Origin of the sequence: Microbacterium terrae (assembly GCF_017831975.1) — a bacterium.
Classification (GTDB): domain Bacteria; phylum Actinomycetota; class Actinomycetes; order Actinomycetales; family Microbacteriaceae; genus Microbacterium; species Microbacterium terrae.
Genome location: NZ_JAFDSS010000001.1, coordinates 1,399,540 through 1,415,033 on the forward strand (window position 1 = coordinate 1,399,540; position 15,494 = coordinate 1,415,033).

Consider the following 15,494-nt stretch of genomic DNA (forward strand, 5'->3'; position numbering starts at 1 on the left):
TCGTCGTCTGGCAGATCGTGCCAGGGAATCGCTGTCGGCGCCCGGTGGGCTTTGTCCGCCGCACACAATGCACCGTGTGCCAGCCTACAGATTCGCGGGACCGCCGGATGCCGCTCGCGCCGACGGATGCCCGCACCGGGTTTGCTCCTAGACTGAAGGGGTCAGGGCCTTTAGCTCAGCTGGTAGAGCGCCACGTTTACACCGTGGATGTCGTCGGTTCGATCCCGGCAGGGCCCACCGCATAGCCGCCGTCCCGTCGGGGTAGGTTTGATCCGTGAACGCCAGCCCTGCAGACCAGAGCCGCCTCGTCGAGGTCGCCGCTCTCGACGCCCGCATCCGCAACGCGGACAACGCCCGCAAGAACCCGCCGCAGGCCGCGCGTGTGAGGGAGCTGATCGCGGCCCGGCAGGAGCTCTCGCAGGAGCTGACGACCCGCCTCGGTGCGCGCGACGACCTCCGCACCGAGCTGTCGCGCCTCGAGTCCGATGTGGCCGTCGTCGACGCCCGCACGGCACGCGACGCCGGACGCCTGGCCGCATCCACCAACCCGAAGGAGGCGCAGAGCCTCGAGAGCGAGCTGGCCGCCCTCGCGCGGCGCAAGAGCGACCTCGAAGACACCGAGCTCGAGCTCATGGAGCGCATCGAGACGGCGGACGCTGCGGTGGCGGAGCAGGAGGCGCTCATCGCGAAGACCAACGGCGAGGGTGCGGAGCTGAGCGCCGAGGCGAAGCGCATCGTGGCCGAAGCGACCGCGGCCGTCGACGCGGCCACGCGGGACCGCGCAGCCGTCGCATCGGCGCTGCCCGCCGAACTGCTGGCGATGTACGACCGGCTCGCTCAGCGCAGCGCCGGCGCCGCGTTCCTGCGGCGCGGCACGTGCGAAGGATGCCGCATGGTGCTCTCCGGCACAGACCTGCAGATGCTCCGGCGCACCGAGGACGAGGTCATCGTGAACTGCCCGGAGTGCGGATGCATCCTGGTCCGGGACGGCGAGTCCGGACTGTGAACGTCGCGGGCGTCCGTCATGGACGTCACTGACACCGCAAGCTGGGTCGTCCTCGGCCGATCGGCCGGCGATGCCGTCGCGGTGCACCTCGACGCCGACGGCGCGGAGGTGCGGCGTGAGCGCATCGCCCTGACGGCGCTCCCCGGCCGGGTGCGTGAGATCGAGGCGAGCGCCGCGCCCCGCTGGGTCTGGGGAGACACCCCCGGTTGGTACGAGCCGCTCCTCGCCGCAGGGGTGCGTGTCGCCCGATGCCATGACCTGCGCCTGGCCCACGCCATCCTCCGGTGGGCGGCCTCGGTCGACTCGGCCGCCGAGGTGCGGCGATCCACCGCATGGGATGCTGCGCCGGCTGTCGAGTCGGGCCCGGCCACCGCGACGCTGTTCGATCTCGACGACGAAGCGTCGGCGGATGGTCCGCCGAGCGACATCGCCGCGGCGGAGTCCGAATTCGTCCGCCAGCGCGACGCCGTGGCCTCGAGCACCGAGCCGTCGCGGCTCCGCCTCCTCCTTGCCGCAGAGTCCGCCGGCGCGCTCATCGCGAGCGAGATGCGCGCCGCGGGCCTGCCCTGGGACGCAGCCGAGCACGACCGCATCCTCACCCGCACGCTCGGTGAGCGCTCCGCCGGCGGAACGCCCGCGCACGTGGCGGCAGCGGCCGCACGCGTCCGGGCGGCGCTGGGCGATCCGTCACTGAGCATCGATTCGCAGCCGAAGCTGCTGCGTGCGCTTCACCGCGCGGGCGTCCTGGTCGAGTCCACCAGCAGGTGGGAGCTCGCCGAGCAGCGGCATCCGGTGATCGAGCCGCTCCTCGAGTACAAGAAGCTCGCCCGGCTGCAGTCGGCGAACGGCTGGGCGTGGCTCGCGGAATGGGTGCACGATGGACGCTTCCGCCCCGTCTACGTGCCGGGCGGTGTCGTGACCGGCCGCTGGGCGTCGTCGGGCGGCGGCGCGCTCCAGCTGCCGCGACAACTGCGCGCGGCGGTGCGCGCCGACGAGGGGTGGACGCTCGTCGTCGCCGACGTCGCACAGCTCGAGCCGCGGGTGCTCGCCGCGATGTCGTCGGATTCCGCGCTGGTCGCTGCGGCGCGCGGCCGCGACCTCTACGCCGGCATCGTCGAGGGCGGTGCGATCGCCGATCGCGCGGATGCGAAGATCGCCATGCTCGGCGCGATGTACGGCGCCACGAGCGGTCAGAGCGGTCGCCTGGTGCCCCGGCTGCGCCGCGCCTACCCGCGCGCGATGGGGCTCGTCGACGAGGCTGCCCGGATCGGCGAAGACGGGGGAGTGGTATCGACCTGGCTGGGCCGCTCGTCACCCCCGCCGTCCGACGGGTGGCGCGAGATGCAGTCGCGCGCGTCGCAGGTCGAGACGACGAGCGCCGATGTCGACCGCGCGCGGCGCCATGCCCGCGATCGCGGCCGGTTCACGCGCAACTTCGTGGTGCAGGGCACCGCTGCCGAGTGGGCGCTGTGCTGGCTGGCAGAGCTGCGCACGCGGCTCGCCGCCCTGCCGCCGGTCTCGGCCTCACCCGCCGTGCACTCCGGGCCGGCGTTCGCGCGGCATCCTCACGTCGCGTTCTTCCTCCACGACGAGGTCATCGTGCACACCCCGCGCGAGCATGCGGATGCGGCAGCTCGTGCCGTGACGGATGCGGCGGCTCAGGCGGCACGCATCCTGTTCGGTGACTTCCCCATCGACTTCCCGCTCGACATCCGCATCGACGCCACCGCCTCGAAAGGCTGAGCGGTCACCCGCAGGTCGGGGAGAGCGCCTCGTACTGCGCGTCGCCGAACAGTGGGGTGTGCAGGACGTGGAGGTCGTCGGACGCCGCCTCGTGCACGAAGCGGAACTCCGCGTGCAGGGTCTCTCCGGGCGAGACCGTCATCCGAGCGGCGCTCGACGGGAAGCCGTTGTCCTCCACGTCCGTCGAGACGACCCGCTCCCCGTCGACCGTGACCCCGCCCGCGAACGCGTCAGCGGGCCCCGCGACCGTCACGTTGGTCGCGATGTCGCCGATGGGCACGCCGACGATGCCACCGCCGGTGATCCACCACGGGAGTTCGGCGGCCATCTCGGGAGTCACTCTGCTGCCCAGATCCACGCCGATCACGGTTTCGATGAGCCCGTCGGATCGGCACGAGATCGTGCCTGCCGAGAAGGTCACATCGAGGAGCGACCCCATCTTCCCCGCAGTCGCATCGTTGAGGTAGACGGCGAAGGAGTTGTCGCCCGCCTGCGCATGGCGCGACACCGGACCGCCGAGCGGGCCGTCGTCCAGCGAGTCCTGCTCATCAGCGATCGCGCTCCACGCCGAGATGCGCCCCTCCTCGATCGGCCCCAGCAGCACCTGCATCCACGTCATGACGTCCACGGGCGTGGACAGCACATGCTCGACGATCCGCCCCGTCAGCTCCCGCTGATAGGCCGTCTGCTCTTCGACGTCGTACGTCAGGTAGGGCTCGATGAGAAGTCTCTCGACGGCGTTGTCGGTGGTCAGCTGCGAACCGTCGTCGAGGGTCACCGGACCGGTCGCGGCGAGCAGCGCCGCGATCACGGTGGGGTCGATGCTCACGACCGCATCAGGGACCTCGTCGGAGACCGTCGACCACCACTCCCGCGCGAGGTCGGCGGTGAGGGCGAAGTCCGGCGTCATCGAGGTGTTCTGCACATACGTGCCGACCGTCTCGCCGTACAGCTCGACCGTGCTCTCGGGGACGGGCAGGATCGGTTCGACCGTCGGCTGGAACCTGCTCGAGTCGACGAGTTCTCCCATGGCGATGTCTCCGGCGTCGGCGTGGAGCAGCGCGAACGTGCCGGTGATGCCCCCGCCGGTGCGGAGCTCGGCGTTGTTCTGGAGCATGAGCAGGATCGACCGCGGTCCATCCTCGCCGAGCATCCCGGGCAGCACCGACACCGCGCTCGCGGCTGTGCCTGCCACCGGAGCGGCGTCGCCCACGATCCTCGTCAGTTCGGAGAATCCCGAACGCAGCTGCGGGATCAGCATCTCCGGATCGACGTCCGCCATGTCGGTCTGCCCGCGCTCGAGCGCGTCTGCGAGGGAGACCACCGGACCACCGATCGAACGGAGGAGTCCGACGTCGAGACCCTCGGACGTCATCGCTTCCGCGGCAGCGAGTGTCGTGAGCAGCTCCGACGCGGGTTGCGCCACCTCATCCAGCGTGCGGGAGGTGAGCCGGACCGCCGTCAGGTTCACGCCGACGCCCGGGATCCACTCGGCGACACGCCAGACCGGGTCGCTGGTGAGGCCCGCCGCCCGCGCGGAGCCGTCGGCCAGCTCATCGACAGACGAGCGGAGCGCCGCGATGTCGCCGATCTCGGCGGCGCCGCGCACCTGCCCGGCGACCGGGAGAAGCCTCTCCAGTTCGTCCTTCACCATCAGCCCGCGGATGCCTACCCAGGCGGCCGCGGCGACTAGGGCGAGCACGACTCCGCCGATGACGAGCCAGATCGTGAGACGTCGCGACCGGCGAGGCGCTGCCGCCTCGCCGTCGGCGACGCTCACCGCTGCGCGCGTCGCCGACGAGCGAGGATCACGCCGGCGCCCGCGAGGGCGAGGACACCACCCACGGCGGCGACGGGAAGCATGCTCGCGCTGAGTCCCGTCGCGGGCAGGTTGCCCTCGGGGTCCTCACCCGGGTCGCGCGGGCCGGTCACACACACCGGCGTCGCGGGCGGGTACGAGAGCGCAACGTCGAGCTCGGGGTTGACCTCGATCCGAGCGTCGATGCTGCCGCGGGTCCACGCGAAGTTGCCGTCGGTCTCGACCCACTGGCCGTTCTCGAACGCCCACCCGGGCCAGCCCGTCGGATTGCCCTGAGCGTCGACCGAAGCACCCGGCCAGAGGATGCGCCCGCTGAGCTCGCCGTCGACGAGCTCACCGAGGTCGATGGTCGTCGTGTTGGCCGAGTTGGTCGTATCCGTGAGGATGAGGCGCGCGAAGTTGCCGGTCGACTGGTCGTCGGGATCGGTCATCTCCACGGCGTACGAGATCCATGGGACATCGCCGTCGCACTCGCCGACGGCGGTCGACCCCGCGAGCGTCGGATCGGTGGGTTCGTCCGGCGTGTAGCCGGAGTCCGTGTCGTCCATCGGGACGAGCGCCGTCGCGGATGCCACGGGAGCGAACAGGATCACAGCGGCGGCAGCAGCGGCCGCGAACAGAGTCTTGCGCATTGCGAATCAGCCTCCCCAAAGGCTCTCAAGGCGCACACTCGACCCCCATCGGTGCGCGTGGATTACAGGATACCCCGTGAAGCCGACTCGGGCGAGGGCGGCACGGCGAGATTGCAGATTCGCAGGCTAGCATGAACCACGCGAATGGGTCGGCTGGACGGTCGCGTCGCGGGATACCGCGCCGAGGAACGTCCGGGCTCCACAGGGCAGGGCGGTGGGTAACACCCACCCGGAGTGATCCGCGAGACAGTGCCACAGAGAGCAGACCGCCGCAGCCTCGGCCGCGGTAAGGGTGAAAGGGTGGTGTAAGAGACCACCGGGGTCGTGGTGACACGACCCGCACGGTAAACCTCGCCCGGAGCAAGGCCAGACAGAGGATGCTGACGCGGCTCGCCGAGTCCTCGGGTAGGCCGCTGGAGCGGCACGGCAACGTGTCGCCGAGAGAGATGACCGTCCACGGGGCACTCGCCCCCGGACAGAACCCGGCGTACAGGCCGGCCCATTCGCCCTCTCGGAACCGACGTAGGCGTCAGCCGAGCGCGAGCGCGGCGGCGCCGATGATGCCGGCGTTGTTGCGGTGCACCGCCGGGACGATCGGAGTCTTCAGATCGAGCAGCGGCAGGAACTGGTCGGCGTGCTTGGAGACGCCTCCGCCGACGATGAACAGATCCGGGCTGAAGAGGAACTCGATGTGGCCGTAGTACCACTGCAGCCGCTTCGCCCAGTGCTTCCAGTCCAGACCCTCGCGCTCCATCGCCGAGTAGGCGGCGTAGGCCTCGGCATCCTTGCCGTGCTTGGCCCGCTGCACGTGACCGAGCTCCGAATTGGGGATCACGACGCCGTCGTAGATCAGCGCGGAGCCGATCCCCGTGCCGAGGGTCGTGAGGATCGTGAGTCCTGACTTCCCCTTCGCGGCGCCGTAGCGCAGCTCGGCCACACCCGCGACATCCGCATCGTTGGCGAAGTGGATGTCGCGACCGAGGCCGTCCTCGAAGAAGCGCTCGGCCCCGAAGCCGATCCACTTGTCGGAGACGTTGGCTGCGGAGAGGGTCCGCCCGCCCTTCACGATCGCGGGGAAGGCGACCCCGAGCGGGATCGGCTCATCCGCCACGCCGAGCGTGGTGAGCACCTCGGTGACGGCTGCGAGCACGTCCTTCGGCTCGGCGCCGGGGGGCGTCGCGACCTTGACCCGGTCGCTCGCAAGCACTCCCTGTTCGAGATCGACGATCCCGGCCTTGATCCCGGTGCCCCCGATGTCCACTCCGACTGCGCGCGTCGCCTCAGCTGCCATGCCGTCACTCTATCGATCGCCGGCGCGCCCCCGGGGGAGCCTCGCTAGGATCGAGGCCAGAGCGAGGAGCGGCGATGACCCACGACAGCGAGAAGTACTGGTACAACCTCCGCACCGGAGCCGTGGAGAAGGGGTTCGAGTCGCCGTCGGTCGACCGCGCCGGCCCGTTCGACACCCCGGAAGAGGCGGCTGCCGCCCCGCAGCGGATGAAGGAGCGCTCACGCGCGTGGGCCGAGGACGACGCCCGAGACGACTCCTGGGGCACGGATGTGTCGGGCGGGACGCCTGGCTCGCACTAGTCTGGCAAGGGCTGGGACGCGCCCTTGGCGCGCGACCGGCACCGACGTCGGAGTGGCACCGGAGAGGATGCGATGGACAAGCAGCGGGACTTCGTTCTGAGGACGATCGAGGAGCGCGGCGTGAAGTTCGTGCGCCTCTGGTTCACCGACGTGATCGGCACGCTCAAGTCGGTCGCCATCGCACCCGCCGAGGTCGAGGGCGCGTTCGGCGAAGGCCTGGGCTTCGACGGCTCGGCGATCGAAGGCCTCACGCGCTCCTACGAGTCGGACCTGTTGGCTCACCCCGACCCCACCACGTTCCAGATCCTGCCGTGGCGCGGAGAGATCGACCCGACTGCGCGGATGTTCTGCGACATCACGACTCCTGACGGACAGCCGGCGGTCGCCGACCCCCGTCACGTCCTCAAGCGCTCCCTCGCGAAGGCCGCCGATGCGGGGTTCACGTTCTACACGCATCCCGAGATCGAGTTCTACCTGCTCAAGTCTTCGTCGTTCGGTCCGGACGGCCCGGAGCCCGTCGACTCGGCCGGATACTTCGACAACGTCCCCGGCGGCACGGCGCACGACTTCCGCCGACGGTCGGTGCGGATGCTCGAAGACCTCGGCATCTCCGTGGAGTTCAGCCACCACGAGGGCGGCCCCGGGCAGAACGAGATCGATCTGCGGTACGCCGACGCCCTGGCGACGGCCGACAACATCATGACTTTCCGCACCGTCATCAAAGAGGTGGCGATCGAGCAGGGCGTCTACGCCACCTTCATGCCGAAGCCGATGACCGGCAAGCCCGGCAGCGGCATGCACACCCACATGTCGCTGTTCGAGGGCGACGTGAACGCCTTCTACGAGGAGGGCGCCCAGTACCAGCTCTCCAAGGTCGGCCGCCACTTCATCGCGGGCCTCCTGCGGCACGCGAACGAGATGTCGGCGGTGACCAACCAGTTCGTCAACTCGTACAAGCGCATGTGGGGCGGCGACGAGGCCCCGAGCTTCAACTGCTGGGGCCACAACAACCGCTCTGCGCTCGTGCGCGTGCCCATGTACAAGCCGAACAAGGGGCAGTCCTCGCGGGTCGAATACCGCGGCCTCGATTCCGCTGCGAACCCCTACCTCGCCTACGCCCTGCTGCTCGCAGCCGGCCTCAAGGGCATCGAGGAGGAGTACGAGCTTCCGCTCGAGGCAGAGGACAACGTGTGGTCGCTCACCGACGCGGAGCGTCGCGCGCTCGGCTACGCCCCGCTCCCGGCGAGCCTCGACCACGCGCTCGAGTTCATGGAGGAGTCCGAACTCGTCGCCGAGACCCTCGGCGAGCAGGTGTTCAACTACGTCCTCCTGAACAAGCGCCGCGAGTGGCAGGAGTACCGTTCGCAGGTCACGGACTACGAGCTGAAGAGCAACCTCGAGATGCTCTGATCGGGTCTGCGCATGTCCGCACCCGAACGCTCCGCCTCCCTGACCCGCCTGGCACGCCTGGGCTTCGGCGACCTCGCCGTGGTCGCCGACCTCCTCGATGAGATCAAGCGCGACGGCGGCATCGAGGCCGACGTCCTGCTCGACGGTGTCGCCGAGGCGGCTGATCCGGATGCCGCCCTCGGCGCCGTCGCGCGCATCGCGCGGCGCGACCCGGTCGCGCTCCGCGCCATCGCAGCGCTCCCGCAGGGGCGCCGCGTGCTGTGGGCGCTGCTGGGCGCATCGACGGGGTTCGCCGACTTCTTCCTCCGACACCCGGAGGAGCTCGCGCCGATCGCGGGTGGCGGCGTCGCCCTTCCGTCCGAGGCCGAGATGCGCGCCTCCCTCCTCGAATCCGTCGGCGCCGAAGAGGGCTTCGCATCCGACGGATCGGAGAGTGCGTGGGTCGCGCTGCGCGTGCGCTACCGGCGCCAGCTGGCGCTGATCGCGGCGTACGATCTGCTGCACGCGTCACCGGTCGACGCAGTGGCCGACGTCGCCGCGCGCCTCGCCGACGCCGCCGGGGCGGCTCTGGAGGCATCCCTGGCCGTCGCCCGCACCCGGGTGTCGGGCGGTGCCGCCGGCGCCGGGCTCTTTCCGCGTGACCAGGTCGCCGGTGCGCACCTCGCGATCATCGGGATGGGCAAGACCGGGGCACGCGAACTCAACTACGTCAGCGACGTCGACGTGATCTTCGTCGCGGGCGCCGCTCCGGCTCTCATCGACGACATCGGAGAGAGTCGGGTCGTCGACATCGCAACGCGGCTGGCGGTGCAGACGATGCGCGGCATCTCAGGCGTCGAGATCGAGCCTCCCCTCTGGGAGGTCGACGCCAATCTGCGCCCGGAGGGCAAGCAGGGCGCCCTGGTCCGCACGCTCGACTCGCACCTGGCCTACTACGAGCGGTGGGCGAAGAGCTGGGAGTTCCAGGCCCTGCTCAAGGCGCGGCCGATCGCCGGTGACACTGCACTGGGGGAGGCGTACGTCGCGGCGGTGCAGCCGAAGGTGTGGACGAGCGCGGCCCGCGAGAACTTCGTCGACAGCGTCCAGCGCATGCGCGAGAGGGTGACCGAGCACATCCCTGCGGAGGACGTCCCGTACCAGCTCAAGCTCGGCCCGGGCGGCATCCGCGACATCGAGTTCACGGTGCAGCTGCTGCAGCTCGTGCATGGGCTCTCCGACGACCGCATCCGTCAGCGCGGAACGCTTGCCGCGCTGGACTCGCTCGTCGACCAGGGGTACATCGGCCGCAGCGACGCCGCCGTCTTCGCGCGCGACTATCGGGTGCTGAGGCTCCTCGAGCACCGGGTGCAGCTGCGGCACCTGCGCCGCACCCACCTCATGCCCTCTCGGCCCGAGGAGCTGCGCGTGCTGGCGCGTGCGACGCTGCTCGCCGACACGGGCGAGCAGATCTGGCAGGTGTGGGAGTCGGTCAAGCGCGAGGTCCGCGAGATCCACGTGCGCCTGTTCTACCGCCCGCTACTCTCCGCGGTCGCTGCGCTGCCCGCCGAGGAGCGTGCGCTCTCGACCGAACAGGCGCACGACCGGCTCGCGGCCATCGGATTCCGCGATCCTGCCGGCGCCCTCCGGCACATCGCTGCGCTGACGAGCGGCCTCAGCCGCAAAGCGACAATCCAGCGTCATCTCATGCCGGTGATGATCCGCTGGTTCGCCGACGGGGTCGACCCCGACTACGGCCTGCTCGCGTTCCGCCGCCTGAGCGAGCGCCTCGGCGACACGCACTGGTTCCTGCGGATGCTGCGCGACTCGTCGGGCGCCGCGGAGAGCCTCACCCACGTGCTCTCGGGCTCCCGCTATGCGGGGGAGCTGATGGAGTGGATCCCCGAGTCCGCCGCCTGGCTGGACGACTCCGACCTCGTGCGCCCGCGGTCGGGAGTCGCCCTGCAGGAGGAGGCTCGCGCCATCCAGACCCGGCATGCGACGGTGACCGACGCCATGCGTGCGGTGCGGGCTCTGCGCCGTCGTGAGCTGCTGCGCACCGCCATGGCCGCCCTCGTGGGCACCCTCACCATCGAAGAGCTCGCGGAGGCGCTCACGACCATCACCGACGTCACCATCCAGGCGACACTGCGGGCCGTGCGCCGCGAGGTCGTCCCTCCGGAGGACGACGCCATCGACTTCTCGGTGATCGGGATGGGCAGGTTCGGCGGCCGTGAACTGGGTTTCGGTTCGGATGCCGACGTCCTGTACGTCTACCGTGCGAACGGCGTCGCCCCGCAGCGGGCGCACGAACTCGCGACGAAGCTCGTGGCCGAACTGCGAAAGCACAGCGAGGACCATCGCGTGCCCCTCGACCTCGACGCCGATCTGCGTCCCGAGGGTCGCAACGGTCCCATCGCGCGTTCGCTCGAGTCGTACGCCGAGTATTACCGCCGATGGTCGCTCTCGTGGGAGGCGCAGGCCCTGTTGCGGGCTCGCGGAGTCGCCGGCAGCACCAAGCTCATCGGCGCCTTCATGGAGCTCGCCGACGAGGTGCGCTACCCCGCCGCGGCCGACCCGCAGGGTCTGCGCGAGATCAAGCGGATCAAGGCTCGCGTCGAGAACGAGCGGCTTCCGCAGGGCGTCGACCCGTCACGCCACCTCAAGCTCGGCCCGGGTTCGCTCAGTGACGTCGAGTGGCTCGTGCAGCTGATCCAGCTGCAGCACGCGCACCGGGTGCCCGAACTGCGCACCACCTCGACGATCGGGGCCCTCCGCGCGGCAGAGGCTGCCGGGCTCGTCTCGACCGCCGCGACGGAGCGCCTTGCCGAGGCGTGGCGCCTGGCGAGCCGGCTCCGTTCGGCCAACACGCTCCTGTCGGGACAGACCAGCGACGTGCTGCCCGCCGACCGCCAGCGCCTCGACGGCATCGGGCGTCTGCTCGAGTATCCGCCGCGATCGGCCACGCAGGTCGAAGAGGACTACTTCGGCACGACGCGTCGCGCACGGCGCGTGTTCGAGAAGCTCTTCTACGGCTGACCCGTCGCGCGGCGTGCTGCCGCGACGGCATCCTCGACGACAAGACGACAGAACGGCCCCGGGATCGCTCCCGGGGCCGTTCTGCTGCTGGAACCAGTCTCAGACGCCGAAGTACAGCTCGAACTCGAACGGGTGAGGACGCGCCGCGAGCGGCTTGATCTCGTTCTCGATCTTGTACTCGATCCACGTCTCGATGAGCTCGGGCGTGAACACGTTGCCCGCGAGCAGGAACTCGTGGTCGGCGCGCAGCGCCTCGAGCGAGTCGAGGAGCGAGTTGGGCACCTGAGGGATGTTCTTGGCCTCCTCGGGCGGCAGCTCGTAGAGGTCCTTGTCGACCGGCTCGTGCGGCTCGATGCGGTTCTTGATGCCGTCGAGGCCGGCCATCATCTGCGCGGCGAATGCGAGGTACGGGTTGCCCGAGGCGTCGGGAGCGCGGAACTCGATGCGCTTCGCCTTGGGGTTCGAACCGGTGATCGGGATGCGGATGGCAGCCGAGCGGTTGCCGGCCGAGTAGACCAGGTTGACCGGAGCCTCGTAGCCCTTGACCAGGCGCTTGTAGGAGTTCAGCGTCGGGTTGGTGAACGCGAGCACCGCGGGGGCGTGCGCGAGCAGGCCGCCGATGTACCAACGTGCGGTGTCGCTCAGACCGCCGTAGCCCTTCTCGTCGTAGAAGAGCGGTTCGCCGTCGAGCCACAGCGACTGGTGGGTGTGCATGCCCGAGCCGTTGTCTCCGAAGAGCGGCTTGGGCATGAAGGTCGCGACCTTGCCCCACTGCTCGGCGGTGTTCTTGACGATGTACTTGAACTTCAGGATGTCGTCGGCCGCGTGCACCATCGTGTCGAAGCGGTAGTTGATCTCCTGCTGACCGCCCGTGCCCACCTCGTGGTGAGCGCGCTCGAGGATCAGACCCGCCTCGATGAGCTTCAGGCTGATGTCATCGCGCAGGTCGGCCGTCTTGTCGACGGGCGAGACCGGGAAGTAGCCGCCCTTGTAGGGGGTCTTGTTGGCGAGGTTGCCGCCCTCTTCGGCGCGGGCCGTGTTCCAGGCGCCCTCTTCGGAGTCGACCGAGTAGAAGCTGGAGTTCTGCTTCACTTCGTAGCGGACGTCGTCGAAGATGTAGAACTCCGCCTCGGGCGCGAAGAACGCGGTGTCGGCGATGCCGGTGGAGGCGAGGTACTTCTCCGCCTTCTTGGCGACCTGACGCGGGTCCTTGGCGTAGATCTCGCCGTTGCGCGGGTTGTAGATGTCGAAGATCATCACCAGCGTCTTGGCCTCGCGGAACTGGTCGAGGTACGCCGTCGACACGTCCGGGATGAGCTGCATGTCCGACTCGTGGATGTTCGCGAACCCTCGGATCGAGGAGCCGTCGAACAGCTGGCCGACCGTGAAGAACTCTTCATCGACGGTCGAGGCCGGAATGTTGAAGTGCTGCTGCACGCCAGGAAGGTCCGTGAAACGGATGTCGAGGAACTTGACGTCCTCGTCCTTGATGAACTTCAGCACCTCGGATGAATCTTTGAACATGAAGACTCCAGAGGTAGGGCATCGGGATGGCCGCGCGAACGCGGGCTTGACCTGCACGGTATCGGGAGGGGATTGCCCGCCAGTGACACCTATGTTTCCGGCATGTTACACGGCCCTGGTTACGCTGGAACCGTGACGCATGATGCCCCCGACCACCCCGGCGAACGACTCGGACTGCCGCGGGAGGGGAGCGGCTCGATCGCTCGCATCGGCCGGCGCATCGGTGCGCTCTTCGTCGACTACGGCGCGGCCTATCTGATCTCGGGCTTCTTCGGCTGGGATCCGATGGCGATCCTCGCGATCTTCGCCGCGATCCAGATCGTCTTCATCCCGACGCTGCAGGGCAGCCCGGGGCACCGCATCTTCGGACTGCGGCTCGTGAGGGTCGACGGGGCCTGGGTGGGCCTGTGGCGCCCGGTCGTCCGCACAGCGCTTCTCGTGGTCGTCATCCCGGCGGTCATCTGGGACGCCGATCAGCGCGGACTCCACGACAAGGCCGCCGGAACGGTGCTGCTGCGCGCCTGAGCGGGCGCAGCAGCACGGCATCCGTCAGCGCGGGCGGGGGGCCCGCGCCTTGGTGGGGTCGACGCCCTTGGGGATCGGAAGCGACGTCACCGACTGCGAGACCGAGTCGATGCGCTTGATGACGGCGGCCATGGTGGTGCGGTCGATCGACTTCGGCAGCGACTTGATCGTCGGGGCGAGCTTGGCGATCGTCACCTCGTCGTCGCCGTGACCGACGTACAGAACTGTGACCGGCACGCCGGACGCGACGCGCTGGACCTTCATCTTCTCGTCGTTGATGAGCCGCGTCAGCCGTCCGCGGGCGCCCTCGCCGACGATCACGACACCGCCGCGGCCGACCGCACGGTACACGGCCTCCTGCGTCTTGGGGTTGATTCCCACCGGCATCTCGCTCGACTGCCACTTGCGGCCGAGCGAGGTCGACATCACGTGCCCGGTCGCACCGGGCATGCCGTCGATGCGGCGGTACATCGCGTTCGTCGACAGACGCGTCATCGTCATGAGCGACGCGAGCACACCGAGCATGAGGCCGGTGATTCCCCAGAGGATGACGCTCCACACCGCTGCGGGCGGGATGAACAGGCCGGCCGACACACCTGCGGCGACGCCGAGCAGCAGCACACCCGCGAGGAGGAACGGCAGCCACCGGAATTCCTTCTGCGTGAAGGTGTAGAGGGTGCGAAGCTGCGAGAAGAAGCCGGGGCGCTTCTCCGGCACGGTACTGCGTGAAGACATGGCCAACAGCCTACCTTCCGCCGCCCGTCCGTTCCTCCACAGGACCGCACGCGGGCCGCGACTCCCCAGGGGCTCGAGCGGGCGCTCGGCGCCGATTCGGGCGGTGCGATCGTGGCGGGGTGGATGAGCGATCCGATCTCCTGCACGGCGTCTACCGGCCCGTGCGGCGCATCGTGGCCGGGGAGGCGCCGTGGCCGGGTCTGCTGGTGTGGCTGCCCTCGGGCGGAGGGCGGATCCTCGTCGACTGCGGCGTTCTCCCGCCCGGCTGGCCGGGATGGGATGCCGCGCCCGGCGGACACCTCCTTTCGGCGGACGACGTCTCCCGAGAGGGCACGGGGCACTGTGCGGTCATGTCCGTGTGTGTGGAACGCGTCTCGGACTTCCTGGAGCGCCGGCGACGCGCGCGCGTGTCCCTCACCGATGGCGAGGCGGTCACCCTGGCGATCAGCATGGTGCGCGCCGTCGACGACTGCCGCGGCATCGAGAACCCGCATGGCCAGTGGTGGCTCACCGACGACGGGCGCCCGGTGTTCGCGCTCGGCGCCGGCGACGCACCGCTGCGCGACGCGTGCGTCTCGCTCACCGCGGCCGGGGAGGGCGGGGGAGTCGTCGCCCGGGTGTGGGACGTCGTGCGGTCCCTCCTGAGCGAGCCACGGCTCGCCGACGCGGATCTCGACGCCGCCGAGGCGGAGATCTTCGCGCTCTGCGAGCCCGCACAGCTCGCGACCATCGTCCCGGGCTCACCGGTGCCCGCGTCCGATCACGCGAACTCGCGGGGCGCGGTGGTCGAGGACACCGCGCCCGACACGCTGATGGCCCGTCTGCTGAGACACGTCGACGCAGACCTCGCCGACGCGGTGTCGAAGGCGATGCACGACGCGTGGCGGCGCCTCCGCAGGACGCGAGCTCCGCGACGCGCGCCACTGATGCTCGGAGCCGCGGCTGCCGCCGTCGTGCTCGTCGGTGGCCTGCTCTGGCCCACCGGCGACGGTTCCACCGACACCGAGGCGGTGGCCGCATCCGCGGGGAACGCAGCGGGTTCCACCACGACACCCACCGCGATGCCGTCGAGCGACAGGAATGCCGACACCGACTCCTCAGGTGCTTCCGGTGCGGATTCCGCGGGTGATGGGGCGCGATCGTCGGATGCACGTGACCAGGGGACGGAGTCGGATGACGGCGGCGCCACCGATGACGCCGTGGGCGCCGCGGAGGAGCTTCTCGACCGGCATCGCGAGTGCACGGACTCGGGCTGCGTCGCGGCGCTGCTCGCGCGCCCCGACGCAGTCATCGCCCCGGGCGCGATCGACCTGCCCGCGGAGGAGCTCTCCCTCACGCTTCTCGACGACCTGGGGGGCGTGATCGTGCTGCGCGCGACTCCCGCCGACGGCGACCTGACGGATCAGATCGTCGTCATCGAGCGCCGGGACGCAGAATGGCTGCTGCGCGACGTCTATGACATCGCGCAGCAGCCATGAGCGCAGGGCGCCGGGGG

The 15,494-nt window shown here is 69.9% G+C and carries 12 protein-coding genes, 1 tRNA gene and 1 other RNA gene; 9 read left to right on the forward strand and 5 right to left on the reverse strand.

Going from position 1 to position 15,494, the window contains the following annotated elements; genetic code table 11:
- Positions 1–164: 164 nt before the first annotated feature.
- The 3 genes from JOD63_RS06490 to JOD63_RS06500 all read left to right on the forward strand — a co-directional run bounded on the left by JOD63_RS06490 (position 165) and on the right by JOD63_RS06500 (position 2,749).
- Positions 165–237 (forward strand) — tRNA-Val (locus JOD63_RS06490).
- 37 nt (positions 238–274) lie between these two features.
- A complete protein-coding gene (locus JOD63_RS18185; protein WP_045276809.1) occupies positions 275–1,006 on the forward strand; it encodes a zinc ribbon domain-containing protein in 732 nt (243 codons plus the stop codon).
- A gap of 18 nt (positions 1,007–1,024) precedes the next feature.
- Complete coding sequence (locus tag JOD63_RS06500; RefSeq protein WP_045276810.1) at positions 1,025–2,749, forward strand: bifunctional 3'-5' exonuclease/DNA polymerase; 1,725 nt, start codon at positions 1,025–1,027, stop codon at positions 2,747–2,749.
- Between the two features lie 4 nt (positions 2,750–2,753).
- Here the strand turns inward: JOD63_RS06500 and JOD63_RS18190 are convergent, their stop codons facing one another.
- Together JOD63_RS18190 and JOD63_RS06510 are read right to left on the reverse strand one after the other, a co-directional pair.
- Positions 2,754–4,529: a DUF4012 domain-containing protein gene (locus JOD63_RS18190; protein WP_045276811.1), complete on the reverse strand. Its 1,776-nt coding sequence runs from the start codon at positions 4,527–4,529 to the stop codon at positions 2,754–2,756.
- Positions 4,526–5,200, reverse strand: a complete 675-nt coding sequence (locus tag JOD63_RS06510; RefSeq protein WP_045276812.1) for an LPXTG cell wall anchor domain-containing protein — start codon at positions 5,198–5,200, stop codon at positions 4,526–4,528. Before JOD63_RS06510 ends, JOD63_RS18190 begins: the two co-directional genes overlap by 4 nt.
- A 145-nt stretch (positions 5,201–5,345) precedes the next feature.
- Between JOD63_RS06510 and rnpB the strand changes: the two genes are divergently transcribed.
- Positions 5,346–5,706, forward strand: an RNA gene (rnpB, locus tag JOD63_RS06515) — RNase P RNA component class A.
- A gap of 23 nt (positions 5,707–5,729) precedes the next feature.
- Here the strand turns inward: rnpB and ppgK are convergent.
- Positions 5,730–6,491, reverse strand: a complete 762-nt coding sequence (gene ppgK / locus JOD63_RS06520; RefSeq protein ID WP_045276813.1) for a polyphosphate--glucose phosphotransferase — start codon at positions 6,489–6,491, stop codon at positions 5,730–5,732.
- A 74-nt stretch (positions 6,492–6,565) separates the two neighbouring features.
- Between ppgK and JOD63_RS06525 the strand changes: the two genes are divergently transcribed.
- From JOD63_RS06525 to JOD63_RS06535, 3 genes are all read left to right on the forward strand, one after another.
- Positions 6,566–6,790: a hypothetical protein gene (locus JOD63_RS06525; protein WP_045276814.1), complete on the forward strand. Its 225-nt coding sequence runs from the start codon at positions 6,566–6,568 to the stop codon at positions 6,788–6,790.
- A 72-nt stretch (positions 6,791–6,862) separates the two neighbouring features.
- The gene (locus JOD63_RS06530) at positions 6,863–8,200 is read left to right on the forward strand and encodes a glutamine synthetase family protein (RefSeq protein WP_045276815.1); all 1,338 of its coding nucleotides are present in this window, start codon (positions 6,863–6,865) and stop codon (positions 8,198–8,200) included.
- A gap of 12 nt (positions 8,201–8,212) precedes the next feature.
- Positions 8,213–11,215, forward strand: a complete 3,003-nt coding sequence (locus JOD63_RS06535; protein WP_045276816.1) for a bifunctional [glutamine synthetase] adenylyltransferase/[glutamine synthetase]-adenylyl-L-tyrosine phosphorylase — start codon at positions 8,213–8,215, stop codon at positions 11,213–11,215.
- 99 nt (positions 11,216–11,314) lie between these two features.
- Here JOD63_RS06535 and glnA read toward each other — a convergent pair whose 3' ends face one another.
- Positions 11,315–12,739, reverse strand: a complete 1,425-nt coding sequence (glnA, locus tag JOD63_RS06540) for a type I glutamate--ammonia ligase (protein ID WP_045276817.1) — start codon at positions 12,737–12,739, stop codon at positions 11,315–11,317.
- A gap of 102 nt (positions 12,740–12,841) precedes the next feature.
- On the opposite strand from glnA, the gene JOD63_RS06545 reads away from it, so the two are divergent.
- Positions 12,842–13,264 (forward strand): RDD family protein, encoded by a 423-nt coding sequence (locus tag JOD63_RS06545; protein WP_045276818.1) that lies wholly within the window; start codon positions 12,842–12,844, stop codon positions 13,262–13,264.
- A gap of 24 nt (positions 13,265–13,288) precedes the next feature.
- Here JOD63_RS06545 and JOD63_RS06550 read toward each other — a convergent pair whose 3' ends face one another.
- Positions 13,289–13,999: a DUF4191 family protein gene (locus tag JOD63_RS06550; RefSeq protein ID WP_045276819.1), complete on the reverse strand. Its 711-nt coding sequence runs from the start codon at positions 13,997–13,999 to the stop codon at positions 13,289–13,291.
- A gap of 119 nt (positions 14,000–14,118) precedes the next feature.
- On the opposite strand from JOD63_RS06550, the gene JOD63_RS06555 reads away from it, so the two are divergent.
- A complete protein-coding gene (locus JOD63_RS06555) occupies positions 14,119–15,477 on the forward strand; it encodes a hypothetical protein (protein WP_045276820.1) in 1,359 nt (452 codons plus the stop codon).
- The last annotated feature ends 17 nt before the right edge of the window (positions 15,478–15,494 follow it).